This window comes from Mangrovicoccus algicola, assembly GCF_014903745.1.
Taxonomy (GTDB): domain Bacteria; phylum Pseudomonadota; class Alphaproteobacteria; order Rhodobacterales; family Rhodobacteraceae; genus Mangrovicoccus; species Mangrovicoccus algicola.
Map to the genome: position 1 here is coordinate 1 of NZ_JACVXA010000023.1, position 26,568 is coordinate 26,568.

Below are 26,568 nucleotides of genomic sequence, written 5' to 3' on the forward strand. Positions count from 1 at the left end.
GCGGCGGCGGGCCTGGCCGGGATCGCGGCCGGGGCGGCGGCGATCCTGTGGGGGCAGGGGCTGATGGCGGGCTTCGCCGCCCTGGCCGGGCTGATGCTGGGCGCGGCGCTGATGCTGCCTTTCCTTCTGTCGCGGCTCCTGCGCCTGGCCGAGAGGACCGCGCGAGGCGCGCTGGCGCAATGGCTCTGGGCGGATGCGCGCCAGCAGCTGCCCGGCCTGTCGCTGGCCTTGATGGCGCTGCTGCTGGCACTGGCGGCCAATATCGGCGTCTCCACCATGGTGTCGAGCTTCCGCGCAAGCTTCGACATCTGGCTCGAGCGGCGCATCTCGGCCGATCTCTACGTCTCCTTCGACAGCGAGGCGCAGGCCGCCGGGATCCTGCCGGGGATCGGCGCGACCGCCATCCTGCCGCAGATGCGCGCCGAGGCGGATCTGGGCGGCGACCCCGGACAGGTGCAGGCGCTGGCGGATGATCCCCTCTACCGCGCGGACTGGCCTGTCCTGGCGACGGTTCCGGACATGTGGGACCGTCTGGCGGCGGGCGAAGGCGTGCTGATCAACGAGCAATGGGCCCGCCGCGCGGATCTGGGACCGGGCGACACGGCGTCGATCGACGGGACCGGCTACCGGGTGCTGGGGGTCTATCCCGATTACGGCAATCCGCGGCCGCAGGCCATGGTCGCGCCCGATGCCTTCCGCCGCGCCTTTCCCGGAACGCCGGAGACACGCTTCGCCCTGCGCCTCGACGGCGACGGCGACGGGGCGGCGGAGGCGGCGCGGCTGGTCGACCGCGCCGGGCTGCGCCCCGACCAGGTGACGGATCAGGCCGCGTTGAAGGCGGACTCGCAGCGGGTGTTCGAGCGCACCTTCGCCGCCACCGGGGCGCTGAACATCCTGACCCTGGCGGTCGCGGGGCTGGCGATCTTCACCGCGCTGCTGACGCTGCAGGCGCTGCGGCTGCCGCAGGTCGCGCCGCTCTGGGCGATGGGGCTGACGCGCGCCCGGCTGGCCGCGCTGGATCTCGCGCGGGCGGCGATCCTGGCCGGGGGCACGGCGCTGGTCGCGCTGCCTGTGGGGCTGGTGCTGGCCTGGGTCCTCCTGGCGGTGGTCAATGTCGCCGCCTTCGGCTGGCGGCTGCCGCTGCTGTTCTTTCCGGGCGACTGGCTGCGGCTGGGCGTGGCGGCGGCGGCGGCGGCGATCGCCGCGGCCGCGCTCCCGGCGCTGCGGCTGGCGCGGATCTCGCCTGCGCGCCTGCTGAGGGTGTTCGCCGATGCCCGCTGAACTTGCCCGCCGCCGCGTCCTGGCGCTGCTGGCCGCCTCTGCCGCCACCCCGGTCCGGGGCCAGGGCTTCGCCGGGCTGGGGCAGGAGGCCGGGGGCTTCGCGATGCCGCGCCCGGATCCGGCGTTCCGCTTTCCCCGCGATCACGGACCGCATCCGCAATTCCGCATCGAATGGTGGTACGTCACCGCCAATCTGAAGACCGCCGCGGGCGCGGATCGCGGGATCCAGTGGACGCTGTTCCGGTCTGCCCTGGCCCCGCAGGAGCGTCCCGGCTGGGCCTCGCCGCAGATCTGGTTCGCCCATGCCGCCATGACCGGCCCCGAGGCGCATCTGGTGGCCGAACGCCGGGCCCGCGGCGGGATCGGCCAGGCGGGCGTGACGCCTGCGCCCTTCGCCGCCTGGATCGATGACTGGCAGATGACCGGACATCCGGGCGCCGATGCGCTGGACCGGCTGTCGCTGCGGGCCGCCGGGCGGGACTGGTCCTATGAGCTGTCGCTGGCCGCCGCCGGCCCGCTGGTCCTGCACGGGCAGGGCGGCTATTCGCTTAAGCATCCGCGCGGACAGGCCAGCTATTACTATTCCCAGCCCGGCTACCGCGTGACCGGGCGCCTCGGCTGGCCCGGCGGCGCGGAGGAGGTCACGGGCCTGGCCTGGCTGGACCGCGAATGGTCCTCCCAGCCGCTCGATGCGGATCAGACCGGCTGGGACTGGTTCTCGCTGCATCTCGACGGCGGCGACAGGCTGATGGTCTACCGGCTGCGCGATGGCGGGGCAGGCCATGTGCCGGGGACCTGGATCTCGCCGGATGGCCGGGCCGAGGCGATCGCCGACGGCGCCATCGAACTGGCCCCCCTGGACTGGACCCGGATCGGGGAACGGCGGCTGCCGACCTCCTGGCGGATCCGCATTCCCTCGCGCGGGCTGCAGATCGAGACCCGCCCCGTCAACGCCCATGCCTGGATGGGGACCGGCATCCCCTATTGGGAAGGCCCGGTGCGCGTCACCGGCAGCCGCAGCGGCATCGGCTACCTGGAGATGACCGGCCATGACTGATCTTGCCCGCCTGTGGGACACGGCCTGGGGACTGCTGGAGGCGGCGCTGTCGGACCGCGCCGCGCCCGCGCGGCTGCCGGTGCTGGCCACGGCCGGGCTTGAGGGCGGCGCCTCGGCGCGGGTCGTGGTGCTGCGCGGGGCGGACCGGGCGGCGCGGCGGCTGGAAATCCATGCAGATGCCGCAAGCCTCAAGGCGGCGGAACTGGCGCGCGATCCGGCCGCGACGCTGCTGGTCTGGGATCCCGCGCGGCAGATGCAGCTGCGGCTGCAGGTGCGGGTCGGGCTCTTGGCGGGGGATCCCGGGCGCTGGCAGGCCGTGCCGGAACTGGCGCGCGCCGCCTATGGCGGAACCCCGCCGCCCGGAACGCCGCTGGCCGATCCCGCCGACTGGCATGCCGATCCGGTCATCACCCGGCATCTGGCGCTGATCTGCGATCTGCAGGCGCTGGAGATCCTTCATCTGGAGGCGCAGCCGCATCGGCGCGCGCTGTTCCGGGCCGAAACCGGCTGGCAGGGGGGCTGGATCGCCCCCTGACCGCCCGGCGTAGCGTCATCTTAACCATGCGCGCCCTAGCAAGGGACGTGGTCAGGGCCGACTCGGGGCTTGCCGGGCGGCAGACGGTTTCCGCGTATCCAGAAGGACGTGCCATGGCAGAGATTTCCCATATTCCCGGTGCGATTGCGCCCGGCTTCGCCCATCGCTGGGACAGCGTTCCCGAATATGTCCTGGGGCTCTCCTGGGAACTCTGCGAGGGACGGGGCCTTTCGGCGATTCTCGAACATCACGACGCGGCCGCCATTTCGCGCAGCCCGGCACGGGTTCTGTCGGGGGCCCGCGCCATCCTGGCGGAGGCGATGTCCGAACTGGCGGAATTTCCCGATCGCGAGATGCTGGGGGAGGATGTCATCTGGCACGACACCCCGCCGGGCAAGGATGTCGCGGCGGGCTTTCACGCCTCGCTGCGCGCCCATGGCCGGGCCACCCACCTGGGAGAAGGCCGCCATGGGGCCGCCACCGGCCGCCCTGGCACGGCCCGCGTGATGACGGATATGTGGTGCTCGCAGAACCGCATCCGCGATATCTGGACGGTCGCCGACAGCGCCGCGCTGGCGCATCAGCTCTGCGGCGGATCGCGGGCCATGGCCGAAAGGCTGATCGTGGCCGAGGGCGGGCCGGAGCGCTGCGTGGTGCCGCTCACGCCCGATACCGATCTGGAGGGGCCGTATTTCGGCCGCGGCAATCGCAGCGAGCCCGGGGCCGAGCTGGAGGATCTGCTGCGCGAACTGATGTCCGGCGGTTTCTCGGTCATTCCCGACCGCTATGACCGGGCCTGCGAACTGGCCTATCCCGGCGGCCTGTCCGAACAGGGCCATCGCGCCGCCGACCGGTTCTGGCTCGGATTGCGCTCCGCCTTTCCCGCGGCGGCCTTCCGCGTGGACCATGTCAGCGGCATGGAGGAAGAGGGCCAGATGCCCCGCGCCGCGCTGCGCTGGTCGCTTTACGGCAAGCATGACGGCCCGGGGCTGTTCGGGCCGGCAACCGGCTGCTTCGCCTATGTGATGGGGATCACCCATGCCGAATTCGGCCCGCGGGGCCTGCGCCGGGAATGGACCCTGATCGACGAGGTCGCCATCTGGAAACAGCTCCTGCTGGCCGCCGCCTGAAGGCACTTGGGGGAATGGCGCGCGCCCGGTCGATGGCACCGTCTCGCGCCGCGCCCCGACGCGGCGCCTCCCGGTGGGGCCGCGGTGCCGCATGTGGCGGAGCCCGCGATATCCGCAGGCCCCGCAGCGTCTCAGCCTCGGGCGTCGCGCGCCGCGGTCACTCCCACTCGATCGTGCCCGGCGGTTTCGAGGTGATGTCGTAGGTCACCCGGTTGATGCCCTTGACCTCGTTGATGATCCGCGTCGCGGTCTCGCCCAGGAAGTCGTGGCTGAACGGGTAGTAATCCGCCGTCATGCCGTCCACCGAGGTGACCGCGCGCAGCGCGCAGGCATAATCATAGGTGCGTCCGTCGCCCATCACGCCGACGGTTCGCACCGGAAGGATGGCCACGAAGGCCTGCCAGATCTCGTCATAAAGCCCGTGCTTGCGGATCTGGTCGATATAGACCGCATCCGCCTTGCGCAGGATCTCCAGCTTTTCGCGGGTGATCTCGCCGGGGCAGCGGATCGCCAGGCCCGGCCCGGGGAAGGGATGGCGGCCGATGAAGCTGTCGGGAAGGCCAAGCTCGCGGCCCAGGGCGCGGACCTCGTCCTTGAACAGCTCGCGCAGCGGTTCGACCAGTTTCAGCCCCATCTTCTCGGGCAGGCCGCCGACATTGTGGTGGCTCTTGATCGTCACCGAGGGCCCGCCGGAGAAGCTGACCGACTCGATCACGTCCGGATAGAGCGTCCCCTGGGCCAGGAACTCGGCGCCCTCGATCGTGTCGGCGTGTTTCTGGAACACGTCGATGAAAAGCCGGCCGATGATCTTGCGCTTGGTCTCCGGGTCGGACTGGCCGTCCAGCTCGCCCAGGAACAGATCGGCCTCGTCGGCATGGATCAGCGGGATGTTGTAATGGTCGCGGAACATCGCGACGACCTCGTCGGCCTCGTTCATCCGCAACAGCCCGTGATCGACGAAGACGCAGGTCAGCTGGTCGCCGATCGCCTCGTGGATCAGCACCGCCGCGACCGAGGAATCGACGCCGCCCGACAGGCCGCAGATCACGCGCTTGTCGCCCACCTGCTCGCGGATCTTGCGGATCGCCTCGTCGCGATAGGCCGCCATGGTCCAGTCGCCCGAGAAACCGGCGATCCTGACGAAATTCTCGTAGAGCGTCTTGCCGTTCGGGGTGTGGTGCACCTCGGGGTGGAACTGCACGGCATAGAAATGGCGGGTCTCGTCGGCGGTGATGGCGAAGGGCGCGCCCGGCGAGGTGGCATAGACCTCGAAGCCCGGCGCGATGCGCGCGACATGGTCGCCATGGCTCATCCAGACCTGTTCGCGGGGCGTGCCGTCCGGACCGGATTCGAGGAACAGCCCGTTGAAGATGTCCAGCGACTTGTCGGTCGGGGCGATCCAGGCGCGGCCGAATTCCGCGGTGCCATGGCCGGATTCGACCTTGCCGCCCAGCATCTCCATCATCACCTGCTGGCCGTAGCAGATGCCGAGGATCGGCACGCCGAGATCGAAGACGGAGGCGGGGGGGCGCGGCGACCCTTCGCGGGTCACGCTGTCGGGGCCGCCCGAGAAAACGACGGCTTTGGGCGAGAAGTCCTTCAGGAACGCGTCAGTGACGTTCTGATAGGGATGGATCTCGCAATAGACGTTCAGCTCCCGCAGGCGGCGCGCAATCAGCTGCGTCACCTGGCTGCCGAAGTCGATGATGAGGAGGCGATCATGGGCAATGGCTGTCATGACGCCTGATAGGCAGCCGCCGATGCGAGTTCAAGCCTCCGCGATGCGGGCGGGCCGCTGTTTTTGCACCTGGCCCCCGGATCGGGCGCTGCAGGGCAGCACCGGCGCGGCGGCAAGAATGGCGCGCGCCTCGCAGATCAGCGCGATCAGCACCTCCAGGTGGCGCGCGGCGCAGTAATCCGCCGCCCTGCTGCGGCGTGCCGCCTCGTGGTCCTGCTCAAGGCACAGAAGCCGGATCGCCGCCTGGCGCGGACCGGGCAGAACCGGGCTGCACAGCAGCCGGGGCAGCTGGGTTTCGCGACGATAGAGGCGGGCGCCGTGACGGGCCGCCTGCATCAGAAGGCGGGGGCGGTGCAGGGTTTCGAGCAGCGACATGACATCGTTCATTTCCGCGGGTCCTTCCACAAGGTTGTCCACAGAAATCTCGCTTGGCCCGACCCGGTGTTGCGTGCCGACCGTTCGGGCGAACGGTGAAGTCGAAAAGGTTTAGGCTTTAGAAACAATACCTAAGGGACCGTTCAATTTTAACCATCTTCTAACGGACGCCTCTGAGGGTTGAAATTGTATTAAATCCAGGCGCCGACCGGTTAACGCCCGGCGCCGCGAAGAAAAAGGAGACAGGGCGGATGAACGCGCTGCCGAAAATCGCCGCAGAACCACCGGGGACCGCGCTGCCCGTGGCCGTCATCCATTACCTCACCCATACCGAGCTGGGCCGCTCCATCCGCGAGATCGCGCGCCATGCCGGATGCCACGCCTCCACCATTTCCCGGCAGGTCCGCCGGTTCGAGAGCCGCCGCGACGATCCGCTGATCGACGAGGCGCTGGACCGGCTGGGACAGAAACATTTCGCCCGCTTCGCCCGGAGCCAGAGCGCAAAGGAGCCCGCAATCATGTCGGCACTGACGAGGATCAAGCTAGAAACAAGCGCGGACCTGAAACTGGAAGCCGCCTTTCCGCGGGTGCTGCGGCGCCTGGCCGAAAGCGGCGCGGTGCTGGCCGTGGCCAAGGACATGGAGCGCGCGGTCATCGTGCGCGACCTGCCCGGCGGCGCAAGCGCGCGCACCGCCGCCGTCGACCGCGCCGTGGCCGAGGCGATGGCCCTGAAGGACTGGATCGCCTGCCGCACGACGGGACGGATCTCGCGCTATGCGATCACACCGGCCGGGCGCGCCGCGCTGAAGCGGATGCTGGCCGAGGAGGAGCAGGACGGGTTTGCCGAGGCGATGGCCCCCTTCGGGGTCCGTCAGCGCGAGACGGAGCAAAGGGACATCTCCGTCGAAGGCGCGCGGGCGCAACGGGGGCGTTTCAACCTTGCGGAATCGCCGCTGGCGGTGCTGGGTCGGCGCCGCGACAAGGACGGGCAGCCCTTCCTGTCCAACGACCTGGTGGCGGCGGGAGAGCGGCTGCGCGAGGATTTCGAGCTGGCGCAGATGGGCCCCCGCGTGACCCAGAACTGGGAGTCCTTCCTGACCGGGGGGGAAAGACCGTCAGGCGGGCCGGGCGCGCAGGCGGGATTCGGACCGCAGGCGGCACGCGACCGGGTGCAGGCGGCGCTGCGCGACCTGGGGCCGGGGCTGGGCGATGTGGTGCTGCGATGCTGTTGCTATCTCGAGGGCATGGAAAGCTGCGAAAGGCGCCTGGGCTGGTCGGCGCGATCGGGCAAGGTCGTGCTGCGCATCGCCCTGCAGCGGCTCAAGCGCCATTACGAGGAAACGCATGGCAAGTTCGGACCGCTGATCGGCTGAGATGCCGGTTCCGCCATGGCAGCAGAAAGGGGCCCTGGAGGCCCCTTTTTTCATGGCTGCATGATGCAACCCTCAAAATCCGCCGCGGTTGCATCGCGCAACCGCCGACAAGGCTCAGGCCGCTTCGGTCTTTGCCTTCTCGAGATAGGCCAGCAGCGTCTCGGGGGAGGATTCGCCATAGGGGTCCTCGCCATGGTTGTCGCACAGGCCGGGTTCCTCGAACCAGGCTTCGACCACGCCATCCTTGACCACGGCGGCATAGCGCCAGGACCGCGCGCCGAAGCCCAGGTTGTCCTTGTTGACCAGCATGCCCATGCGACGCGTGAATTCGCCCGACCCGTCGGGGATCACCTTCACGTTCTCGATGCCCTGGGCTTCCTTCCACTTGTTCATGACGAAGCTGTCATTGACCGACATGCAGTAGATCTCGTCGATCCCCAGTTCCTGGAACTTGGCGAAATTGTTCTCGAAACCCGGCAGCTGGTAGGTGGAGCAGGTGGGGGTGAAGGCGCCCGGAAGGGAGAACAGGATGACCCGCTTGCCGGCGAAATAGTCGTCGGTGGTCATATCCTGCCAGCGGAACGGGTTCGGCCCGCCCACGGCCTCGTCGCGCACGCGGGTCCTGAAGGTGACTTTCGGCAGGGGGAGTCCGGCTTTCATCGGGATATTCCTTAACTCGTGAGCATCATATCTCTGGCCACGCGCTTTTGCCGCGACGCAGCGAGGTCACTTAGAACTGTTCCAAACCCCTGTGCAACCCGAAGCCGGAGGATCCCGGGACGAGAGGCGATATTTCCCGGCATTTCCCGAGGGTTTTGCTCAATATTCCAGCGCGCTGCCCGGACCGCGCCCGCGGCCGCAAGCCGGGGGCGGGCGGGATGCAGCCGTGATTCGGCCCGGGTCCCGCCTTGCGCGCCCCGTTGGCGCGCATCTGCCCTTGGCCGGTCGCGTCCGACGGGTATAAGTACCCTGCAGAACCTGGAGGCCCCCATGCGCGACCTGAAGATCCCCGGCGACCGGCACCCCGAAAAGGCGCATCGCAAGGACAATGCCCAGCCCAAGAAACCGGACTGGATCCGGGTGAAGGCGCCCGGCTCGGAAGGGTATCGCAAGACCAAGGCGATCATGGAGGAACATCGCCTGGTCACGGTCTGCCAGGAAGCCGCCTGTCCCAATGCCGGGGAATGCTGGAGCCAGGGCCACGCCACCATGATGATCATGGGCGATATCTGCACCCGCGGCTGCACCTTCTGCAATGTCGCCACCGGGCGGCCGGACAATCTGGACGTGTTCGAGCCGGGCCGCGTCGCCGATGCGGTGCAGAAACTGGGGCTGAACCATGTCGTGATCACCTCGGTCGACCGCGACGACCTGGAGGATGGCGGCGCCGCGCATTTTGCCCAGACGATCCGCGCGATCCGCCACCGCTCGCCCGCGACCACGATCGAGATCCTGACCCCGGATTTCCTGAAATGCGGGCCGGGCGCGCTGGAACAGATCGTGGCGGCGGGTCCTGACGTGTTCAATCACAACCTGGAAACCGTGCCCGGCCTCTATCCCGAGGTGCGTCCGGGCGCGCGCTATTTCCACTCGCTGCGGCTGCTGCAGCGGGTGAAAGAGCTGGATCCCTCGATGTTCACCAAGTCGGGCATCATGGTCGGGCTGGGCGAGGACAGGCAGGCCGTGCAGCAGGTCATGGACGACATGCGTGCCGCCGGGGTCGATTTCCTGACCATCGGCCAATACCTCCAGCCGACGCCCAAGCATCATGCCGTCGCCCGCTTCGTCACCCCCGAGGAATTCGCGAGCTACGAGAAGACCGCCTGGGGCAAGGGTTTCCTCATGGTCTCGGCCACGCCGCTGACGCGGTCCAGCTATCATGCCGGGGATGATTTCGCGCGGCTGCGCGAAAACCGCCTGCGCAAGCTGGGCAGGCTTCCCGCCTGACAGGAAAGCCCCGGCACGATGCGCTGCGTGCCGGGGCTTTCATGGGCGTCACGGGCCGGACCGGGCGCCCGGTCCGTCGCGGATCATTCGGCGCCGGGCGTGATGTACTTGGCGCTGTAATTCGCTTCGCCGATGCGCTCGATCAGGCTGATCTGCAGCTCCAGCCATTCCTTGTGGCCTTCCTCGTCCATCACGATATCCTCGAACAGGCGGCGGGTGCCGATATCGCTGACTTCGCGGGCCTGTTCCGAGGCGCGGGTGTAGAATTCGATCGCCTCGCCCTCGTCATCCATGTCCATCTTGAACATATCGACCAGCGATTCGGCCTTCACGGGCGACTTGTCGAATCCCAGATCGGGCGTGCCGCCGAGGAAGATGATGCGCTCGATGAAGCGGTCGGAATGGCCCAGCTCCTCGGTCATCTCCTCGCGCATCTTCTCGGCCAGCCGGTCCAGGCCCCAATCCTCCAGGACATGGGCGTGGAGCTGGTACTGATGCGCGGCGGTCATCTCCATCTGCAGGGCCTTCTGAAGATTCTCGATGGTCTGGGTGTTCGACATGCCGTCGGTCTCCTTTCGCTTTCGGGAGCAACGCGATCCGCGCCACGGGGTTCCGCACGCCGCCGCACTCAATCAGGGCGGGCCGCGATCTGCATTGATTCATCTCAACTTCGCCTGCCGGACCGGTCCCGTCACTCCCCGGCGGGCAGATTTGCCAGATAGGCGGCCACCGCGTCGCGATCCGCGGCGGGCAGGCGCGCGTAATTGTCGACGATATAGGCCATGTGGCCGCCCACCGAATCGAAATCCGGGGTGAAGCCCGATTCGAGGTAATAGGCGATATCCTCCTGCGACCAGTCCAGCCCGGCGGGGGTGATGTCCGGCACCCGGCCTTGCCCGCCCGCAATCTCGGCCCCGCTCAGCCAGCGGTTGCGATCCACCGCGCCCAGCGGATTGCGCGGGCTGTGGCATTCGCCGCAATGGCCCAGCACCTCCACCAGGTATCGCCCCGGCTCCGGCGCGTCGGCGATGACGGGGCCCTCGCGCAGGAACATCCGTTTCCAGATGGCCAGGCTCCGCCGATAGCTGAAGGGAAATCCGACCTCATGCGGCAGGCTTGCCGCCTCCGATGCGGGAAGCGTGTCCAGATAGGCCTTCAGATCGGCGATGTCGCCGGGCTGCATCCCGATATAGGAGGTATAGGGAAAGGCCGGGTAGTAGTGCCGCCCCTCGGGGGACACCCCCCGCGTCAGGGCCAGCGCCAGGTCCGCGGTGCTCCAGCCGCCGATGCCCGCCGCGGAAGGCGAGATGTTGGGCGCCAGGAAGGTCCCGAAATCCGAGGGAAACCGCATGCCCCCCGCCAGCACCAGCCGGGCCTCGCCCTCCGCCTCGGGGGCCGCGTGGCAGGACCCGCATCCCGCCGCCAGGTAGATCCGTTCGCCGCGCTGCGCATCCGGGACCGCCGATGCCAGCGCCTGCGCCATGTCGCGCGGAAGGCCCGGAGGGGCGGTGATCCAGAAAAACCCCGCCGCGGCCAGCACCGCCAGCACGGCCAGGGCCGCCGCTCCTCTGAGAAATCCCATCCGCTCGCTCCGCTGAAGTCACTGGCCATGGCCAGCCTAGGGCGGCGGCGGCACCGCGTTCAACGGTTTTCCGCCGCCGCGCGCGAACCCGGGGGGCGGCGCGGTCAGTCCAGGAAACGGACCTTTCCGATATAGGGCAGGTTGCGGTTTCTCTGGGCGAAATCGATGCCATAGCCGACGACGAATTCGTCGGGGATCTCGAAGCCGATCCAGCGCGCGGCGAAATCGACCTCGCGGCGGCTGGGCTTGTCCAGAAGCGCGATCGTCGCCAGCGACCGCGGATTGCGCGAGGCCAGCATGTTGGTGACGTGATGCAGCGTGAAGCCGGTATCGACCACGTCCTCCACCACCAGCACGTCGCGCCCCTCGATGCCGCTGCGCAGGTCTTTGAGGATGCGCACCTCGCGGCTTGATTCGGTCGCGTCCCCGTAGGAGGAGGCCTCGATGAAATCGACCTCGATGCCGATATCCAGCTCGCGCACCAGATCGGCGATGAAGATGAAGCTGCCGCGCAGCAATCCCACCATCACCAGCTTGTCCACGCCTGCATAGGTGGTCTCGATCTCGCGCGCCAGCGCCTCGATCCGCGCCGCGATGGCCTTGGCCGAGATCATCTGATCGATCACATAGGGTCTTTCCGGCATGACGCCCCCTTGAAACTTCCTCGTGATCGCTAGGATAACACTCTCCAGACAGGAAGTTCCACGAGACCGATGCCCAAGCACCACGAGACCCGCCAGCTGCCCTATTCCGCCGATGACATGTATGCGCTGGTGGCGGATGTCGGGTCGTACCCGCAATTCCTGCCCTGGTGCGCCGCGGCGCGCATCCGCTCGCGCGAGGACAGGGGCGACCACGAGGTGATGGAGGCGGATCTTGTGATTTCCTTCAAGGTCTTCCGCGAGAAATTCGGCTCGCGCGTGACGCTCTGGCCCGAAAAGCGGCGGATCGACACGGAATATATCGACGGACCGTTCCGCTACATGACCTCGACCTGGAGCTTCGCGGACCGGCCCGGGGGCGGCTGCACGGTCGAGTTCTCGACCGATTTCGAATTCCGCAACCGGATGCTTCAGGGCGTGATCGGGGTGGTGTTCAACGAGGCGATGCAGCGCATCGTCCGTGCCTTCGAGGACCGGGCCAGGAAGATCTACGGCTGAGGCGGCGGCGCGGCGGTTGCAGGTTGCAACCCGCCACTGCCCCGGTTGCAATCCGCAAGCGAAGGTCGGCGCTCAGGGGCTGGAAAGCCGGGCGATCAGCAGATCCAGCGCATGCGCCACGGTGGCGGCGCGCACCGCCGCACGGCCGATCGCACCGAACTCCATCGTTTCCGCATGGGTGGGGCGCCCTGTCTGGGCGAGGCCGAAACAGACGCGGCCCTCGGGCTTGTGCTCCGATCCGCCGGGGCCGGCGATGCCGGTGACGGCGACGGCCAGATCCGCGGCCGACCGGTTCAGCGCCCCTTCGGCCATCTCCCGCGCGACGGCCTCCGACACCGCGCCCACCGCCTGGATCGTGCGCGGATGGACGGCCAGCATCTCGGCCTTGGCCGCATTGGTATAGGTGACGAAGCCGCGATCGAAGATCGCCGAACTGCCTGCCACCTCGGTGATCGCCCCGGCGATCAGCCCGGCGGTGCAGCTTTCGGCAGTGGCGATCATCACGCCGCGGGCGCGCGCCAGCTCCAGAAGCCGCGCGGCGCTCATGCGCCCAGAACCCCGTGGGCCAGCCCCGCGGCAAGCGCCACGGCGACGGCCGCCATCAGCCCCGCGATCACGTCATCGATCATCACCCAATGGGGCGCGTCCTTGCGGTCGGCCCAGCCGACCGGGCCGGGTTTCCAGATGTCGAACAGCCGGAACATCACGAAGGCGCCGACCCAGCCGGGCCAGGGGAACAGCCAGGGATCGACCCCGGCATGGCTGAGCCCCAGCGACAGCGGCCACATCGCCACCCACTGCCCGGCCACCTCGTCGATGACGATCTCGGACGCATCCTTCCGCCCGGTGGCGGCGCGTTCCGCCCGGCAGGCCCAGATCCCTGCGGCGAAGACCGCGGCCGTGGCCAGCAGTAGCAAGGTGAAACCACCGATCCCGTGCAGCAGGTAGCCCAACGGGACCGCCGCCGCAGACCCCCAAGTGCCGGGGGCGGGGCGCAGCAGTCCGATGCCGCCGAACGTGCCGACCAGCCGCGAGGGTCTCATCGTGCAACCAGAAGGCAGCTGGCCATGGCGGCGATGCCTTCCTCGCGCCCGGTGAATCCCAGCTGTTCCGAGGTCGTGGCCTTGACGCTGATCCGGGCCGGCTCGATGCCGGTGATCTCCGCCAGTTCCGCGCGCATCGCTTCCGCATGGGGTCCGATCTTCGGCCTTTCGCAGATCAGCGTGCAGTCGATATTGGCGATGGCATAGCCGCGTTCGCCGGCCAGCTCGGCCGCGTGGCGCAGGAAGATGGCGCTTGCCGCGCCCTTCCATTGCGGGTCCGATGGCGGGAAATGGCGGCCGATATCGCCCTCGGCCAGGGCGCCGTAGATCGCGTCGGTGATCGCATGCATGCCGACATCGGCATCGGAATGGCCCTTCAGCGCCCGGTCGTGGGGCACGCGAATGCCGCAGAGCATCACGTGATCGCCGGGGGCGAAGGCATGCACGTCATAGCCGGTGCCGGTGCGGATATCCATGATCTGGTCGTCCCGTCTGTGCCTCCGCAGGATCGCCGCGGCACGGGCGAAATCCGGCGGATGGGTGATCTTCAGATTGTCGTCATCCCCCTCGACGATCGCCACGTCAAGCCCGTGCGCCCGCGCCACCTCGACATCATCCGCGGCCGGGGGGCCGCTCCAGCCTGCATGCGCGGCCCGGATCCGGTCCAGGGCGAACCCCTGCGGCGTCTGCGCGCGCCACAGTCCCGCGCGGTCCTGCAGGCCCGAAACCAGCCCCTGCGATCCGCGCCACAGCGCATCGGTGACGGGCAGGGCGGGGGCCGCCCCCGCATGGTTGCAAAGCGCAACCAGCACGCGGTCGATCACTTCCGGCGACACAAGCGGCCGCGCCGCGTCGTGGATCAGCACCTGGCTGGTGCCCTCCGGCACCGCATCCAGCCCCGCCCGCACCGAGGCGGCCCGGCTGGCGCCGCCATCGACGAGGATCGTCCCCGGGGGCAGGGGCAGCCGGGACAGGGGGCCCGGGCGGTCGGCAGGATGCACCACCAGGACCACCGCCTGCACCGCCGGGTGCGCGCGCAGGGCGCGCAGCGTGTGCAGAACCACGGGTTCGCCTTCAAGAAGCTGATATTGCTTGGCTATATCGCCGCCTGCGCGGGTGCCGCGGCCGGCCGCGACGATCAGGGCTGTGACGGACATGGCTTGTCTCCTTCGTCGCGCGTGCTTAGACCGCGCGGGCGATGCTGACAATCCGTGCAGCTCGCCGGGGAAAACAGCACATTATTTGTGCGAAAGGCGTTTTTCCGGTCCTTCTGCGCCGCGAGCGATTGCACAGCTTTTCGTCGGCGTTTAGTTCCGAAGCAGACCTGCGCAAGGATTGGGCAATTGACTAAACAGCTGGCGACAGCCGATGCGCCGATGATCGCGCTGGCCCCGATGGCGGGGATCACCGACCTGCCGTTCCGGCAGCTTGTCTCGCGCTTCGGGGCGGATCTGGTCACCAGCGAGATGGTGGCCAGCCAGGAGATCGTCCAGGCCAAGCCCGAGATGCGCGACCGTGCCGAACTGGGGCTGGACCAGGGCGGGAGCGCCGTGCAGCTGGCCGGGCGCGATCCGCACTGGATGGCGGAGGCCGCGCGGCTGGTCGCGGGGCAGGGCGCACAGGTCATCGACATCAACATGGGCTGTCCGGCCAAGAAGGTGGTGGGCGGCCTGTCGGGATCCGCGCTGATGCGCGACCTCGACCTGGCGCTGCGGCTGATCGAGGCGGTGGCCGGGGCGGTCGATGTGCCGGTCACGCTGAAGACCCGGCTGGGCTGGGATTCCGACACGATGAACGCGCCCGATCTGGCGCGGCGCGCCGAATCCGCGGGGGTGCAGCGCATCGTCATCCATGGCCGCACGCGCTGCCAGTTCTACAAGGGCCGCGCCGACTGGGCCGCGATCCGCGAGGTCGTGGAGGCCGTGTCCGTGCCGGTGATCGCCAATGGCGACATCACCGATGCCGAAAGCGCGACCGAGGCGCTGCGCCTGTCGGGCGCGGCGGGGGTGATGATCGGGCGCGGCGCCTATGGGCGGCCATGGTTGCTGTCTGCAATCGGTCACGCCCTCGCAGGCTGGCCCGCCCCCGCGATCCCGCGGGGCCCGGCGCTGGCGGCGATGGTTGCAGATCACCACCGCGCGATCCTCGATTTCTACGGCACCGAGCTGGGGCTGCGCATCGCGCGCAAGCACCTGGGCTGGTACATGGATGCGGCCGGGACCTCGCCCGCGCTGCGCCGCGCCGTGCTGACTTCCCGCGCGCCGCAGGAGGTGCACCGCCTCCTGGAGCGCGCGATTCTCGAACCGGAGGCTCTTGCCGCATGACCGCGGACTGGACCGAACAGCTCTGGGCCTCGCTGCCCATTCCCGCCTTTCTGCTCAATGCCGACGACACGATCGCGGACATAACGCCCACGGCCGAGGCGTTCCTGAACATGTCCGACAAGGCGCTGATCGGCTTCCCGATCTGGGACAAGCTGATGATCGACGCGCCGCTGGAGGAATCCTTCGCCCGCGTCCGCCGCGACCAGTCGGGGCTGTTCATCAACAATGTCGATGTCGGCGGCGGCAACCGCCCGCCCGTGCAGTGCAACATCCAGATCGGTCCGCTGATCGACACGCCGGACATGGTCCTGGTCCTGCTGGAGCCGCGCCAGATCGCCGACCGGATGGAAAGCGCGCATGCGGTGAAATCGGCGGCGAAATCCGCCATCGGCATGGCCGAGATGCTGGCCCACGAGATCAAGAACCCGCTGGCGGGCATCACCGGGGCGGCGCAGCTGCTGAGCATGAACCTGTCGGGCGAGGATCAGGAGATGACCGACCTGATCGTGGCCGAGACGCGGCGCATCACCAAGCTCCTGGAACAGGTGGAGCAGTTCGGCAACCTGCGCCCGCCGGAGCTGCGCGCGATCAACGTGCATGACCTGCTGGACCGGGCGCGGCGCTCCTCCGTGGTGGGGTTCGCGGCGCATATGCGCATCATCGAGGAATACGACCCCTCGCTGCCCTCGACCTTCGTCGACGGCGACCAGATGCTGCAGGTGTTCCTCAACCTGCTGAAGAATGCCGCCGAGGCCTCCGAGGGGGCGGGAACGATCCGCATCCGCACCTTCTACGAGCTGAGCCTCAGGCTGCGGCGCACCGACGGATCGGGTGCCGCGCTGCCGCTGCAGGTGGAAATCATCGATGACGGTCCGGGGCTGAAGCCCGAGATCGCCGACGCGATCTTCGATCCTTTCGTCTCGGGCCGCGAGAACGGCACGGGGCTGGGGCTTGCGCTGGTGTCGAAGATCGTCTCAGAACATGGCGGGTGGATCGGGGTGGAAAGCGTGCCGGGCCGCACGGTGTTCCGCATCTCCCTGCCCGTGGCGCCCAAGAATACGGAGAATGACTGATGGACGGGACCGTACTAGTTGCAGATGACGACCGCACGATCCGCACGGTGCTGACCCAGGCGCTGACGCGCGCCGGCTGCAAGGTCCACGCGACCTCGTCACTGATGACGCTCCTGCGCTGGGTCGAGGAGGGCAAGGGCGACCTGGTGATCTCGGACGTGATGATGCCCGACGGAAACGGGCTGGATGCGCTGCCCAAGATCGCCGAATACCGCCCCGGGCTGCCGGTCATCGTGATCTCGGCGCAGAACACGATCATGACGGCGATCCAGGCGGCCGAGGCGGATGCCTTCGACTACCTGCCCAAGCCCTTCGACCTGCCCGACCTGATGAAACGGGCAGGCAAGGCGCTGGAGGTCAAGCGCCGCGCGCCGCAGCCGCGCAAGGAATCCGAGCAGGCCACCGGCGATCTGCCGCTGGTCGGGCGCACGCCGGGGATGCAGGCGCTCTACCGCCTGGTCGCGCGGGTGATGAATTCGGAACTGCCGGTGCTGATCACCGGCGAATCCGGAACCGGCAAATCGCTGATCGCGCGGGCCATCCACGATTTCTCGGACCGCCGCACCATGCCCTTCGTGGTGGTCTCGGCCTCTGACCTTGCGACGATGGACGGGCCGGCCCAGATCATCGCCCGCGCCCGCGGCGGGTCGATCCTGTTCGACGAGGTGGGCGATTTCGACGACGAGGCGCAGGCGCGCATCGTGCGGATGCTGGACGGGTTCGGCGATCCGGCGCCGCGGGTGCTGGCCTCCTCGCAGGGGGACCTGGCCTCGAAGATGGACGAGGGCCGGTTCCGCCAGGACCTGTTCTACCGCCTGGGCGGCGTCACGATCGCCGTGCCCTCGCTGCGCGAGCGGGTGGACGACATCCCGCTTCTGGCCGAGCATTTCCTGGGCCGGTCGGAACGCGATGGCGGGCCGGTGCGCCGCTTCACCAATGACGCGATGGAGATGATCCGCGCCTATAGCTGGCCGGGCAATGTGCGGCAGCTGGAAAACACCATCCGCCGCCTGGTCATCACCGCGGGCGAGGAAGAGATCACCCGCGCCGAGGTCGACCAGATCCTGGGCAACCAGCCCGCGATGGAACCCCTGTCGGGACGCGGCGACGGCGAGAAGCTCTCGGCCTCGGTGGGCAAGCATCTGCGGCGCTATTTCGACCTGCATGGCGGGGTGCTGCCGCCGCCGGGCCTGTATCAGCGGATCCTGCGCGAGGTGGAACTGCCGCTGATCGAGATCGCGCTGGATGCCACGGGCGGCAACCAGGCCAAATGTGCCGATCTTCTGGGGATCAACCGCAATACCTTGCGTAAAAAGATCACCGATCTCGATATTCGGGTGACACGCCGCCGTAAATTGATGTAAACCTGCCACAGCGTGGCGCGAATGCCGCAGAAGACGGAATCGCGCCCGGTGGGTTTCGGGTGAACTGATGCGAGCCAATCTGGGCCAGTCGGCCTGGCGTGAATTCTTTCTCCGCCTGGAGCGGGGCCGCATGTCCAATGCCGCGACTCTGGGGCTGGTGCTTCTGGGTCCGGTGATGACGGTGGCCACCTTCCTCGTGCTGGGGCCCCTGGATCAGGGCAGCAGCGGCATGCCGCTCCGGCTGGTTCTGCTGGCGGACCTCGTCTATGTGCTGGTCATCGCGACGCTGGTGCTCAGCCGCATCGCCAAGATGGTGGCGGCGCGGCGGGCGCGCTCGGCCGGCAGCCGTCTGCACCTGCGCCTGACCGGGGTCTTCGCGCTGGTGGCGCTGGGGCCCACGGTGCTGGTCGCGGTCTTTGCCGGGCTGACGCTGAATGTCGGCCTCGAAGGCTGGTTCTCCGACCGGGTGCGGCAGGTGGTCGGCACCTCGCTGGCCGCGGCCCAGGCCTATGAGAACGAACATCGCGAGGGTCTGGCCACCGATGCCCGGGCCGTCGCGGATTTCCTCGACCGCCAGCGCCAGCAGACCGTGCTGATGTCCGACGGCGATGTCCGCCAGGTCCTGGGCCAGGCGCAGGGCGCCATCCAGCGCGGCCTGAAGGAGGCCTATGTCATCGATGGCGGCGGCGAGATCCGCGCCCGCGGCGACCGGTCCTACCTGTTCAATTACGAAGCGCCCGCCGCCGATGACCTGCGCCGCGCCGAGGCCGGCGAGACCGTCATCATCGAGGACTGGCCGCATAACGAATACCGCGCGCTGATCCGGCTGGACGCCTTCGTCGACCGCTATCTCTATGTCTCGCGCACGGTCGATGGCGGGATCCTGACGCTTCTCGACGACACGCAGGCGACGGCCACCTTCTACAACCAGCTGGAAACCCAGCGGGGGCGGCTGCTGTTCGAATTCGGCCTGATCTACCTGGGCTTCGCGCTGATCCTGATCCTGGCCTCGATCTGGCTGGGCCTGTGGTTCGCCGAGAAGCTGTCGAAGCCGGTGGGGCGCCTGGCCTCGGCGGCGCAGCGCGTGGGGCAGGGGCATCTGAACGTCAAGGTGCGCGAGGAAGAGGGCGATGACGAAATCGCCATGCTGGGGCGCATCTTCAACCAGATGACCGCGGAACTGTCGCGCCAGCGCACCAGCCTGATGGAGAATGCCGCCGCCTCGGAAACCCAGAGGCGGCTGTTCGATTCCGTCCTGGGCTCGGTCAGCGCCGGGGTGATCGGGCTCGATGCCGCGGGCCGGGTGGAATTCATCAACCGCTCGGGGCGCTCGATGCTGGATCTCGAAGGGTTCGAGCCCGCCGGGCAGGAGCTGGACGAGATCGTGCCGGAATTCACGGGGCTGCTGGACACGCTGCGCGGCGGCTGGCGCGGACAGGTCCAGCAGGAGCTGAAGCTGCGCCGCAAGGGCGCGATGGAAAGCGTGCTGGCGCGGATGGGCGAGCGGCGCGGCGACGACGGCGAACTCGAAGGTTTCGTGATCGCCTTCGACGACGTGACGGAACTGGTCTCGGCACAGCGCACCGCCGCCTGGGGCGATGTCGCGCGGCGCATCGCGCATGAGATCAAGAACCCGCTGACGCCCATCCAGCTTTCGGCCGAGCGGCTGAAGCGCAAATTCTCGCGCGAGGTGGCGGAGCCCGTGAAGCTGGGCGAGCTGACCGATGTGATCGTCCGCCAGACCGAGGATCTGCGGCGCATCGTCGATGAATTCTCGAAATTCGCCCGGATGCCCGAACCCAATGCCGCGCGCCAGGACCTGGTCCTGCTGCTGCGCGAGACGGTGACGTTGCAGAAAAGCGGCAATCCCGGCATCCGGCTGCGCGCCGATCTGCCCGAGGGTCCCGTCTGGGGGGATGTCGACAAGACGCTGATCGCCCAGGCGCTGACCAACCTGGTGAAGAACGCGATCGAGGCCACCGAGACCCGCGCCGAGAAGGGCGCGGCCGCCGCCTTCGCCCCGGAGGTGCGCGTGACGCTGGTCCCGGCCGCGCCGGGCGGCATGGCCGAGATCGCGATAGAGGATAACGGGCCCGGTTTCCCCGAGGACCGCGCGCGGCTTTTCGAACCCTATGTGACGACGCGCGAGAAGGGCACCGGGCTGGGCCTGGCCATCGTGCGCAAGATCGTCGAGGAACATGACGGCGAATTGCGTCTGGAGGACGCGGCCCCCTTCGGTGCGGACGGGCACCAGGGCGCGCGGGTGGTGATGCGCCTGCCGCCATGGTCCGGGGCCGTGCCCGAACGGGCGGCGGAATGAAAAAGAGGACAGAGGCATGAGCGACATTCTGATCGTGGATGACGAACGCGACATCCGGGAACTGATCGGCGACATCCTGGAGGACGAGGGATTCTCCACCCGGCGCGTCGGCACCTCGGATGCCTGCATCGCGGCGCTGTCCGACCAGCTGCCCGCGCTGATGATCCTCGATATCTGGCTGAAGGACAGCGACATGGACGGGATCGACATCCTCTCCAAGGTCAAGCGCGAGACGCCCGAGGTCCCGGTGGTCATCATCTCGGGGCACGGCAATGTCGAGATCGCGGTCGCGGCGATCAAGCAGGGCGCCTATGACTTCATCGAGAAGCCCTTCAACATCGACCAGCTCCTGGTGGTGATCCGCCGCGCGATGGAGACCTCGCGGCTGCGGCGCGAGAATTCCGAACTGCGCCGCGCGGAGGCCACGCCGACGGAACTGGTCGGCTCCTCCCCCGCCTTCCGGTCCTTCCGCGCCCAGCTCGACAAGGTCACGCGCTCCAACGGGCGGGTGATGCTGATGGGCGCGCCGGGCGCGGGCAAGGAAACCGCCGCGCGCTACATCCACCGCAACAGCCCGCGCGCAGGCGCGGCCTTTGTCACCATGAATTGCGCCGCCATCGAGGCGGAGCGGCTGGAGGCGGCGCTGTTCGGCCGCGAATCCGAGGGCCAGCAGGTGGAGCCGGGGCTGCTGGAGCAGGCGGATGAAGGCACGCTCTATCTCGACGAGGTGGCGGATCTGTCGCCCGAGACCCAGGGCAAGCTGTTGCGGGTGCTGGTCGACCAGCGGTTCCAGCGCGTCGGCGGCTCCGCCCAGATCAATGTCGATGCGCGCATCATCTCGGCCACGGCGCGCGACCTGAAACGGGAAATCGCGGCGGGTCGGTTCCGCGAGGAACTGTATCACCGGCTGAACGTGGTGCCGATCCATGTCCCGGCGCTGGAGGAACGGCGCAGCGACATTCCGGAACTGGCCCTGCATTTCATCGAGCTTTTCCACCAGGCGGAGGGGCTGCCCGCGCGGGAGCTGAGCGAGGATGCGGCCGCGCTGATCCAGACGATGAGCTGGCCGGGCAATGTCCGCCAGCTGCGCAACATGATCGAGAGGATCCTGATCCTCGGCCAGGATCGCGGCGCCATCGAGCCGGGCGAACTGCCGGGCCCCGACGGGGCGATGGGGGCGGGCAGCGAGGAAGAGCGGCTGATCCTGTCCAATGCCATCGCGCATCTGCCGCTGCGCGAGGCGCGCGAGCTGTTCGAGCGCGAATACCTGCTGACCCAGATCAACCGCTTCGGCGGCAATATCTCCCGCACGGCGAATTTCGTCGGCATGGAACGCTCGGCGCTTCATCGCAAGCTGAAATCGCTGGGCGTGGTCACCTCGGCCAAGACCGGCGCGCGCATCGCCGCGCTGATCGACGAGGGCGAACCCTGAGCGGAATTGACCCCGGCGCCCCGCCCGTGTCAGGACGGGGCCGGAGCTTGATGAAGGACGCGGCATGAAAGTCATCATCTGCGGCGCGGGCCAGGTCGGCTGGCAGATCGCGCGGCACCTCTCGGTCGAGAGGAACGACGTGACCGTCGTCGACAGCAATCCCGAACTGGTGCGCCGCGCCACCGACAACCTCGATGTCCAGGGGATCTCGGGCTTTGCCTCCTATCCCGACGTGCTGGCGCGGGCGGGGGCGAAGGATGCCGACATGATCATCGCCGCGACCCATTCCGACGAGGTCAACATGGTCACCTGCCAGGTGGCGCATTCGGTCTTTGCCGTGCCGCGCAAGATCGCGCGGCTGCGCGCCCAGAGCTATCTGGACGCGATCTATTCCGACCTCTACCGGCGCGACCACCTGCCCATCGACGTGGTCATCAGCCCCGAACGCGAGGTCGCCGAGGCGGCGCTGTCGCGGCTGGCCGTGCCCATGGCCTTCGATACCGAGCAGTTCCTGGGCGGGCGGGCGCAGCTTCTGGGGATCGCGCTGGGACCGGATTGCCCGGTGCTGGACACGCCGCTGCGCCAGCTGACCGACCTGTTCTCGACCCTGCGCGCGGTGGTGGTCGGCGTCCGGCGCGAAGGCACGCTGTTCGCGCCCGATCCCGGCGACATGCTGTTCGCGGGGGACGAGATCTACGTCTTCACCCATGTCGACGATGCCGAGCGCACGATGGAGATCTTCGGCAAGACCAATCCCAAGCAGGAACGCGTGGTCATCGTCGGCGGCGGCAATGTCGGGCTGGCCGTCGCGCGGCGGCTGGAGAAACAGGCCCGCCGCGTCCGCGTCCGCATGATCGAGCGCAGCCGGCAGATCGCCGAACGCGCGGCCGATGCGCTGGAACGGACGATCGTGCTGAACGGCGACGGGCTGGATGCCGCGCTGCTGGAGGAGGCGGGGATCGACCGCGCCGATGCCATCCTGACCGTGACCGATGACGACAAGGTCAACCTGCTGGCCGCCGTGCGCGCCAAGGCCAAGGGCTGTCCCATGGCGATCAGCCTGGTCAACGATCCCTCGCTTCTGCCGCTGATGGGGCCCCTGGAGATCGACGCCTATATCAACCCGCGCTCGACCACCGTGTCCTCGATCCTGCGCCATGTCCGCCACGGACGGGTGCGCGGCGTCTATTCCATCGGCGATGCCGAGGCCGAGATCATCGAGGCGCAGGTGCTGTCGACCTCGCCCATCGCGGGCAACATGATCCGCGACATCGCCTTTCCCGAGGGCGTGCTGATCGGGGCGGTGCTGAAGGACGAGACCGTCATCACCCCCAGGGGCGACACGCGGCTGGAGGAAGGCGACGTCATCTCGCTTTTCGCGCTGACCGCGGATGTGCCGGAGGTGGAGCGCCTGCTGCAGGTCTCCATCGACTTCTTCTGACATGCGGATGCATTGGGAGCGGGTCCCGCTTTTCCTGTGGTTCACCGGCATCTGCGCGCTGGCGATGCTTCCTCCGGCGCTTCTGGCGGCGACGGATGGCGATTTCGAGGCCGGCCGGCCGTTCCTCTACGGCGCGGTGCTTCTGTGCAGCGTGACCTTCATGATCGCGCTGGCGATGAACAACCGTCCCTCGGCCATGCCCGCGCGCGAACAGCTGCTGGCGCTGCTGGGCGCCTTCACCGTGCTGCCGGCGATCCTGGCCTGGCCGCTGATGGAGGCCGCGCCGGGGCTGGCCTGGCTCGATGCCTGGCTGGAGATGGTCTCGGCCGCCACCACGACCGGCATGACGATGGAGCCCGCCCCCCTTGCCTGGAGCCGCGCGGTGCATCTGTGGCGTGCCGAGATCGGCTGGCTGGGCGGGCTGCTGATCTGGGTGGCGGCGATCGCCATCCTCGCGCCGCTGCGGATCGGCGGGTTCGAACTGATCTTGCCGCGCAACCGCGAGATCCGCCGCGAGGTGCAGTGGATGGGCCAGAGGGCCATGACGCCGCAACAGCGCATCCTGCGCGCCACCGCCACGCTGGGATGGGTCTATGCCGGGCTGACCTTCGCGCTGTGGATCCTGCTGATGGTGGTGGGGGAAATGCCCTTCATCGCGCTGTGCCACGCGATGGCCGTGCTCTCCACCTCGGGGATCTCGCCGGTGGGCGGGCTGACCGGCGGGCAGGCGGGCATTCCCGGAGAACTGGTGATCTTCGCCTTCCTGATCTTCGCGGTCAGCCGCCGCAGCTTCTCGCGCGATCTGCCCGCGCTCGGCAATCGCTGGATCTGGCAGGAACCCGAGGTGATGGTGGCGGCGGGCTGCGTCGCGCTGGTCACGATGGTCCTGTTCATGCGCCACTGGTACGTGCTGTTCGAAACGGCCGAGAGCTTCGGCATCGGGCTGATCCCGCGGGCCGTGTGGGGCGCCGTCTTCACCTCCGCCTCCTTCCTGACCACCACCGGTTTCGTCAGCGAGCAGTGGGAAATCGCCCGCCTGTGGTCCGGCCTGTCGACGCCGGGCATGGTGCTGATGGGGCTCGCGCTGATCGGCGGCGGGGTGGCGACCTCGGCCGGCGGGGTGAAGCTCCTGCGCATCTACGTGCTCTACAAGCACGGCCAGCATGAAATCTCGCGGCTGATCCATCCCTCGACGGTCGGCGGCGTCGGGTCCCGCCAACGGCTTTTCGGACGCGAGGCGGCCTTCATCGCCTGGCTCTTCTTCATGGTCACGGCGCTGTCCATCGCCTTCGTCTCGATGGTGCTGTCCCTCGTGGGGCACAGTTTCGAGACCGCGACCGTGCTGACCCTGGCCGCCATCTCCAATACCGGCCAGCTGACCCAGGTGGCGGTGATGCCCGCCATCGTGCCGGCCTCGCTGTCGCCCGCGACCAAGCTGGTGCTGGCGGCGGCCATGGCGCTGGGGCGGCTGGAAACCCTGGCCATCATCGCGCTACTGAATCCGAATTTCTGGCGCCGCTGAGCCCGGCGGGGCGGCGTTTTGCATTATTGCCGCAATGCGAAATATTTCCGCGGAACAGGCTTGCCGGGGTCTGGAACTCCCCCGGAGGCCGCGACATACTCGGGCGCGTGCGTATCCGGTCCGACAAAAACGGAAGAACAAGACAAAATGCCGTCAGACAAGCAAAATCTCCAGGACGCGTTCCTCAATCACGTCCGCAAGACCAAGGTTCCGGTGACGATCTTCCTGATCAACGGTGTCAAGCTGCAAGGCGTCATCACCTGGTTCGACAATTTCTGCGTGCTGCTGCGCCGGGACGGACAGTCCCAGCTGGTTTACAAGCACGCGATCTCGACCATCATGCCGAGCTCTCCCATCAATCTTTATGACGGGGACGACTGATCGATACCCCTGAGACCGAGGAAAGGCCGGCCCGCGCCTTCGTCCTCCATCCCGACCTGAAATCGGACCGTGACCGGCGCGAGGCCGCCAGGGCGCTGGAAGAAGCCGTCTCGCTGGCGGCTGCCCTGCCGGGCATCGAGCTGGCAGGCCAGGCTGTCGTGCCGCTTGCCCGGCCCCGGGCAGGCTACCTGTTCGGCTCCGGCAAGATGGACGAGCTGGGCCAGATGCTGAAGGCGGCCGAGGCCGACCTGGTGCTGATCGACGGACCGGTGACGCCGGTGCAGCAGCGCAACCTGGAAAAGGCGTGGAAGGTCAAGCTTCTGGACCGGACCGGGCTGATCCTGGAAATCTTCGCCGACCGTGCGCGTACCCGCGAGGGCGTGCTGCAGGTGGAGATGGCCGCGCTCAGCTACCAGCGCACGCGGCTGGTGCGGGCCTGGACCCACCTGGAACGGCAGCGCGGCGGGCTCGGCTTCGTCGGCGGTCCCGGCGAGACCCAGATCGAGGCCGACCGCCGCGCCATCGACGAACAGATCGTCCGCATCAAGCGGCAGCTGGAAAAGGTGGTGAAGACCCGCACGCTGCACCGCGCGGCGCGCGCCAAGGTGCCCTATCCGGTGGTTGCGCTGGTGGGCTATACCAATGCGGGCAAGTCGACGCTGTTCAACCGCGTCACCGGTGCGGAAGTCCTGGCCAAGGACATGCTTTTCGCCACGCTCGATCCGACCATGCGCGAATTGCAGATCGGGGACGGGCCCAAGGTGATCCTGTCGGACACGGTGGGGTTCATCTCCGACCTGCCGACCCAGCTGGTCGCCGCCTTCCGCGCGACGCTGGAGGAGGTTCTGTCGGCCGACCTGATCCTGCATGTGCGCGACATCTCGCATCCCGAGACGGCGATGCAGGCCGAGAACGTCACCGAGATCCTCACCGGTCTGGGCGTCGGCAAGGACGTGCCGCAATTCGAGATCTGGAACAAGATCGACCAGCTGCCCGGGCCCGAGCGCGAGGAGATCGCCAATCGCGCCGCGCGCAGCGACGGCATCTTCGCCATCTCCGCGCTGAGCGGGCAGGGGATCGAGGGGCTGCTGGAGGCGGTTGCCGCACAGTTCCAGGATCATCGCCACGAAGAGGTGCTGGAGCTGGGTTTCGGCGACGGCCGCCGGCGGGCCTGGCTTTTCGACGAGAATGTCGTCCAATCCGAGACCCAGACCGAGGAGGGTTTCACCCTCACCGTATTCTGGACCCAGCGCCAGGCCGACCGCTACCGCCGTCTCTGACGGCGGTTGCAAATCGCAACCCCGGCCGCGGGCGCGCGCCGCCCGCCCGGGCCGCTTTTCTGTTCCGATAGCCGGGCGAAACTGTCGGGCGAAGCTGCAGGTTGCATGATGCAACCTGAACAGCGGCAAAAGGCGCGGCGCCGCGGAGCTTCGCATTCCCGTGGTTTCAGTCCGCAACCAGGGCGAAGGATGCACCTGCCGCCGGGGGCA

General features: G+C 68.3%; 25 protein-coding genes. 16 read left to right on the top strand and 9 right to left on the bottom strand.

Going from position 1 to position 26,568, the window contains the following annotated elements; all coding sequences use genetic code 11:
- The 4 genes from ICN82_RS09600 to ICN82_RS09615 all read left to right on the top strand — a co-directional run.
- On the top strand, nt 1-1,281 hold a 1,281-nt coding region (locus ICN82_RS09600; protein ID WP_193182060.1), incomplete at its 5' end, for an FtsX-like permease family protein.
- Nucleotides 1,271-2,338 (top strand): lipocalin-like domain-containing protein, encoded by a 1,068-nt coding sequence (locus ICN82_RS09605; protein WP_193182061.1) that lies wholly within the window; start codon nt 1,271-1,273, stop codon nt 2,336-2,338. The genes ICN82_RS09600 and ICN82_RS09605, both read left to right, overlap by 11 nt.
- Entirely contained in the window at nt 2,331-2,873 is a 543-nt protein-coding gene (locus tag ICN82_RS09610) for a PNPOx family protein (RefSeq protein ID WP_193182062.1), read from the top strand. Before ICN82_RS09605 ends, ICN82_RS09610 begins: the two co-directional genes overlap by 8 nt.
- Before the next feature lie 113 nt (nt 2,874-2,986).
- Nucleotides 2,987-4,003 carry a nuclear transport factor 2 family protein gene (locus tag ICN82_RS09615; protein ID WP_193182064.1) on the top strand — a complete coding sequence of 339 codons (1,017 nt, stop codon included), beginning with the start codon at nt 2,987-2,989 and terminating at the stop codon, nt 4,001-4,003.
- 157 nt (nt 4,004-4,160) lie between these two features.
- Here the strand turns inward: ICN82_RS09615 and guaA are convergent, their stop codons facing one another.
- Nucleotides 4,161-5,741 (bottom strand): glutamine-hydrolyzing GMP synthase, encoded by a 1,581-nt coding sequence (gene guaA / locus ICN82_RS09620; RefSeq protein WP_193182066.1) that lies wholly within the window; start codon nt 5,739-5,741, stop codon nt 4,161-4,163.
- A 30-nt stretch (nt 5,742-5,771) separates the two neighbouring features.
- The gene (locus ICN82_RS09625) at nt 5,772-6,128 is read right to left on the bottom strand and encodes a DUF6477 family protein (protein ID WP_193182068.1); all 357 of its coding nucleotides are present in this window, start codon (nt 6,126-6,128) and stop codon (nt 5,772-5,774) included.
- A gap of 239 nt (nt 6,129-6,367) precedes the next feature.
- On the opposite strand from ICN82_RS09625, the gene ICN82_RS09630 reads away from it, so the two are divergent.
- On the top strand, nt 6,368-7,489 hold the full coding sequence (locus ICN82_RS09630; RefSeq protein WP_193182069.1) for a DUF6456 domain-containing protein: 1,122 nt from the start codon (nt 6,368-6,370) through the stop codon (nt 7,487-7,489).
- A gap of 114 nt (nt 7,490-7,603) precedes the next feature.
- Here the strand turns inward: ICN82_RS09630 and ICN82_RS09635 are convergent, their stop codons facing one another.
- Entirely contained in the window at nt 7,604-8,149 is a 546-nt protein-coding gene (locus ICN82_RS09635) for a peroxiredoxin (protein ID WP_193182071.1), read from the bottom strand.
- 330 nt (nt 8,150-8,479) lie between these two features.
- On the opposite strand from ICN82_RS09635, the gene lipA reads away from it, so the two are divergent.
- A complete protein-coding gene (lipA, locus tag ICN82_RS09640) occupies nt 8,480-9,436 on the top strand; it encodes a lipoyl synthase (protein WP_193182073.1) in 957 nt (318 codons plus the stop codon).
- A gap of 83 nt (nt 9,437-9,519) precedes the next feature.
- Here the strand turns inward: lipA and ICN82_RS09645 are convergent, their stop codons facing one another.
- The 3 genes from ICN82_RS09645 to hpt all read right to left on the bottom strand — a co-directional run bounded on the left by ICN82_RS09645 (nt 9,520) and on the right by hpt (nt 11,662).
- On the bottom strand, nt 9,520-9,996 hold the full coding sequence (locus tag ICN82_RS09645) for a bacterioferritin (RefSeq protein WP_193182075.1): 477 nt from the start codon (nt 9,994-9,996) through the stop codon (nt 9,520-9,522).
- A 131-nt stretch (nt 9,997-10,127) separates the two neighbouring features.
- Nucleotides 10,128-11,018, bottom strand: coding sequence for a cytochrome c (locus ICN82_RS09650; RefSeq protein ID WP_193182077.1), 891 nt, complete (start codon nt 11,016-11,018; stop codon nt 10,128-10,130).
- A gap of 104 nt (nt 11,019-11,122) precedes the next feature.
- Nucleotides 11,123-11,662, bottom strand: coding sequence for a hypoxanthine phosphoribosyltransferase (hpt, locus tag ICN82_RS09655; RefSeq protein ID WP_193182079.1), 540 nt, complete (start codon nt 11,660-11,662; stop codon nt 11,123-11,125).
- 69 nt (nt 11,663-11,731) lie between these two features.
- Between hpt and ICN82_RS09660 the strand changes: the two genes are divergently transcribed.
- Nucleotides 11,732-12,178, top strand: a complete 447-nt coding sequence (locus ICN82_RS09660; RefSeq protein ID WP_193182080.1) for a type II toxin-antitoxin system RatA family toxin — start codon at nt 11,732-11,734, stop codon at nt 12,176-12,178.
- Between the two features lie 72 nt (nt 12,179-12,250).
- Here ICN82_RS09660 and ICN82_RS09665 read toward each other — a convergent pair whose 3' ends face one another.
- Genes ICN82_RS09665 through ICN82_RS09675 form a run of 3 tightly spaced genes read right to left on the bottom strand, consistent with a single transcriptional unit; the run spans nt 12,251 to nt 14,378 of the window.
- Nucleotides 12,251-12,724 (bottom strand): CinA family protein, encoded by a 474-nt coding sequence (locus ICN82_RS09665; RefSeq protein WP_193182082.1) that lies wholly within the window; start codon nt 12,722-12,724, stop codon nt 12,251-12,253.
- Entirely contained in the window at nt 12,721-13,221 is a 501-nt protein-coding gene (locus tag ICN82_RS09670) for a phosphatidylglycerophosphatase A family protein (RefSeq protein WP_193182084.1), read from the bottom strand. Before ICN82_RS09670 ends, ICN82_RS09665 begins: the two co-directional genes overlap by 4 nt.
- The gene (locus ICN82_RS09675; RefSeq protein ID WP_193182087.1) at nt 13,218-14,378 is read right to left on the bottom strand and encodes a bifunctional 2-C-methyl-D-erythritol 4-phosphate cytidylyltransferase/2-C-methyl-D-erythritol 2,4-cyclodiphosphate synthase; all 1,161 of its coding nucleotides are present in this window, start codon (nt 14,376-14,378) and stop codon (nt 13,218-13,220) included. Before ICN82_RS09675 ends, ICN82_RS09670 begins: the two co-directional genes overlap by 4 nt.
- 219 nt (nt 14,379-14,597) lie before the next feature.
- On the opposite strand from ICN82_RS09675, the gene dusB reads away from it, so the two are divergent.
- The 9 genes from dusB to hflX all read left to right on the top strand — a co-directional run bounded on the left by dusB (nt 14,598) and on the right by hflX (nt 26,358).
- Entirely contained in the window at nt 14,598-15,545 is a 948-nt protein-coding gene (gene dusB / locus ICN82_RS09680; protein WP_193182176.1) for a tRNA dihydrouridine synthase DusB, read from the top strand.
- A complete protein-coding gene (locus ICN82_RS09685; protein WP_193182089.1) occupies nt 15,542-16,618 on the top strand; it encodes a two-component system sensor histidine kinase NtrB in 1,077 nt (358 codons plus the stop codon). The genes dusB and ICN82_RS09685 overlap by 4 nt, the downstream gene beginning before the upstream one ends.
- Complete coding sequence (locus ICN82_RS09690; protein ID WP_193182091.1) at nt 16,618-17,982, top strand: response regulator; 1,365 nt, start codon at nt 16,618-16,620, stop codon at nt 17,980-17,982. Before ICN82_RS09685 ends, ICN82_RS09690 begins: the two co-directional genes overlap by 1 nt.
- A 67-nt stretch (nt 17,983-18,049) precedes the next feature.
- Nucleotides 18,050-20,302 (top strand): sensor histidine kinase NtrY-like, encoded by a 2,253-nt coding sequence (locus ICN82_RS09695; protein WP_193182093.1) that lies wholly within the window; start codon nt 18,050-18,052, stop codon nt 20,300-20,302.
- A gap of 16 nt (nt 20,303-20,318) precedes the next feature.
- Nucleotides 20,319-21,734, top strand: coding sequence for a nitrogen assimilation response regulator NtrX (ntrX, locus tag ICN82_RS09700; protein ID WP_193182095.1), 1,416 nt, complete (start codon nt 20,319-20,321; stop codon nt 21,732-21,734).
- Between the two features lie 64 nt (nt 21,735-21,798).
- A complete protein-coding gene (trkA, locus tag ICN82_RS09705) occupies nt 21,799-23,175 on the top strand; it encodes a Trk system potassium transporter TrkA (protein ID WP_193182097.1) in 1,377 nt (458 codons plus the stop codon).
- 7 nt (nt 23,176-23,182) lie between these two features.
- Nucleotides 23,183-24,697 (top strand): TrkH family potassium uptake protein, encoded by a 1,515-nt coding sequence (locus ICN82_RS09710; RefSeq protein ID WP_193182099.1) that lies wholly within the window; start codon nt 23,183-23,185, stop codon nt 24,695-24,697.
- A gap of 147 nt (nt 24,698-24,844) precedes the next feature.
- Entirely contained in the window at nt 24,845-25,078 is a 234-nt protein-coding gene (hfq, locus tag ICN82_RS09715) for an RNA chaperone Hfq (protein WP_108263468.1), read from the top strand.
- Entirely contained in the window at nt 25,078-26,358 is a 1,281-nt protein-coding gene (hflX, locus tag ICN82_RS09720; protein ID WP_193182178.1) for a GTPase HflX, read from the top strand. The genes hfq and hflX overlap by 1 nt, the downstream gene beginning before the upstream one ends.
- Nucleotides 26,359-26,568 lie beyond the last annotated feature (210 nt).

Excerpts from the sequence above, each read along its gene's own strand:
- ICN82_RS09660 (WP_193182080.1), top strand. The coding sequence starts at position 11,732 with ATGCCCAAGCACCACGAGACCCGCCAGCTGCCCTATTCCGCCGATGAC.
- ICN82_RS09665 (WP_193182082.1), bottom strand. The coding sequence starts at position 12,724 with ATGAGCGCCGCGCGGCTTCTGGAGCTGGCGCGCGCCCGCGGCGTGATG.
- ICN82_RS09710 (WP_193182099.1), top strand. The coding sequence starts at position 23,183 with ATGCATTGGGAGCGGGTCCCGCTTTTCCTGTGGTTCACCGGCATCTGC.
- trkA (WP_193182097.1), top strand. The coding sequence starts at position 21,799 with ATGAAAGTCATCATCTGCGGCGCGGGCCAGGTCGGCTGGCAGATCGCG.
- lipA (WP_193182073.1), top strand. The coding sequence starts at position 8,480 with ATGCGCGACCTGAAGATCCCCGGCGACCGGCACCCCGAAAAGGCGCAT.
- ICN82_RS09695 (WP_193182093.1), top strand. The coding sequence starts at position 18,050 with ATGCGAGCCAATCTGGGCCAGTCGGCCTGGCGTGAATTCTTTCTCCGC.
- hpt (WP_193182079.1), bottom strand. The coding sequence starts at position 11,662 with ATGCCGGAAAGACCCTATGTGATCGATCAGATGATCTCGGCCAAGGCC.
- ICN82_RS09635 (WP_193182071.1), bottom strand. The coding sequence starts at position 8,149 with ATGAAAGCCGGACTCCCCCTGCCGAAAGTCACCTTCAGGACCCGCGTG.
- dusB (WP_193182176.1), top strand. The coding sequence starts at position 14,598 with ATGATCGCGCTGGCCCCGATGGCGGGGATCACCGACCTGCCGTTCCGG.
- guaA (WP_193182066.1), bottom strand. The coding sequence starts at position 5,741 with ATGACAGCCATTGCCCATGATCGCCTCCTCATCATCGACTTCGGCAGC.
- hfq (WP_108263468.1), top strand. The coding sequence starts at position 24,845 with ATGCCGTCAGACAAGCAAAATCTCCAGGACGCGTTCCTCAATCACGTC.
- ICN82_RS09670 (WP_193182084.1), bottom strand. The coding sequence starts at position 13,221 with ATGAGACCCTCGCGGCTGGTCGGCACGTTCGGCGGCATCGGACTGCTG.
- ICN82_RS09630 (WP_193182069.1), top strand. The coding sequence starts at position 6,368 with ATGAACGCGCTGCCGAAAATCGCCGCAGAACCACCGGGGACCGCGCTG.
- ICN82_RS09685 (WP_193182089.1), top strand. The coding sequence starts at position 15,542 with ATGACCGCGGACTGGACCGAACAGCTCTGGGCCTCGCTGCCCATTCCC.
- ntrX (WP_193182095.1), top strand. The coding sequence starts at position 20,319 with ATGAGCGACATTCTGATCGTGGATGACGAACGCGACATCCGGGAACTG.
- ICN82_RS09615 (WP_193182064.1), top strand. The coding sequence starts at position 2,987 with ATGGCAGAGATTTCCCATATTCCCGGTGCGATTGCGCCCGGCTTCGCC.
- ICN82_RS09645 (WP_193182075.1), bottom strand. The coding sequence starts at position 9,996 with ATGTCGAACACCCAGACCATCGAGAATCTTCAGAAGGCCCTGCAGATG.
- ICN82_RS09625 (WP_193182068.1), bottom strand. The coding sequence starts at position 6,128 with ATGAACGATGTCATGTCGCTGCTCGAAACCCTGCACCGCCCCCGCCTT.
- ICN82_RS09675 (WP_193182087.1), bottom strand. The coding sequence starts at position 14,378 with ATGTCCGTCACAGCCCTGATCGTCGCGGCCGGCCGCGGCACCCGCGCA.
- ICN82_RS09605 (WP_193182061.1), top strand. The coding sequence starts at position 1,271 with ATGCCCGCTGAACTTGCCCGCCGCCGCGTCCTGGCGCTGCTGGCCGCC.
- ICN82_RS09610 (WP_193182062.1), top strand. The coding sequence starts at position 2,331 with ATGACTGATCTTGCCCGCCTGTGGGACACGGCCTGGGGACTGCTGGAG.
- ICN82_RS09650 (WP_193182077.1), bottom strand. The coding sequence starts at position 11,018 with ATGGGATTTCTCAGAGGAGCGGCGGCCCTGGCCGTGCTGGCGGTGCTG.
- ICN82_RS09690 (WP_193182091.1), top strand. The coding sequence starts at position 16,618 with ATGGACGGGACCGTACTAGTTGCAGATGACGACCGCACGATCCGCACG.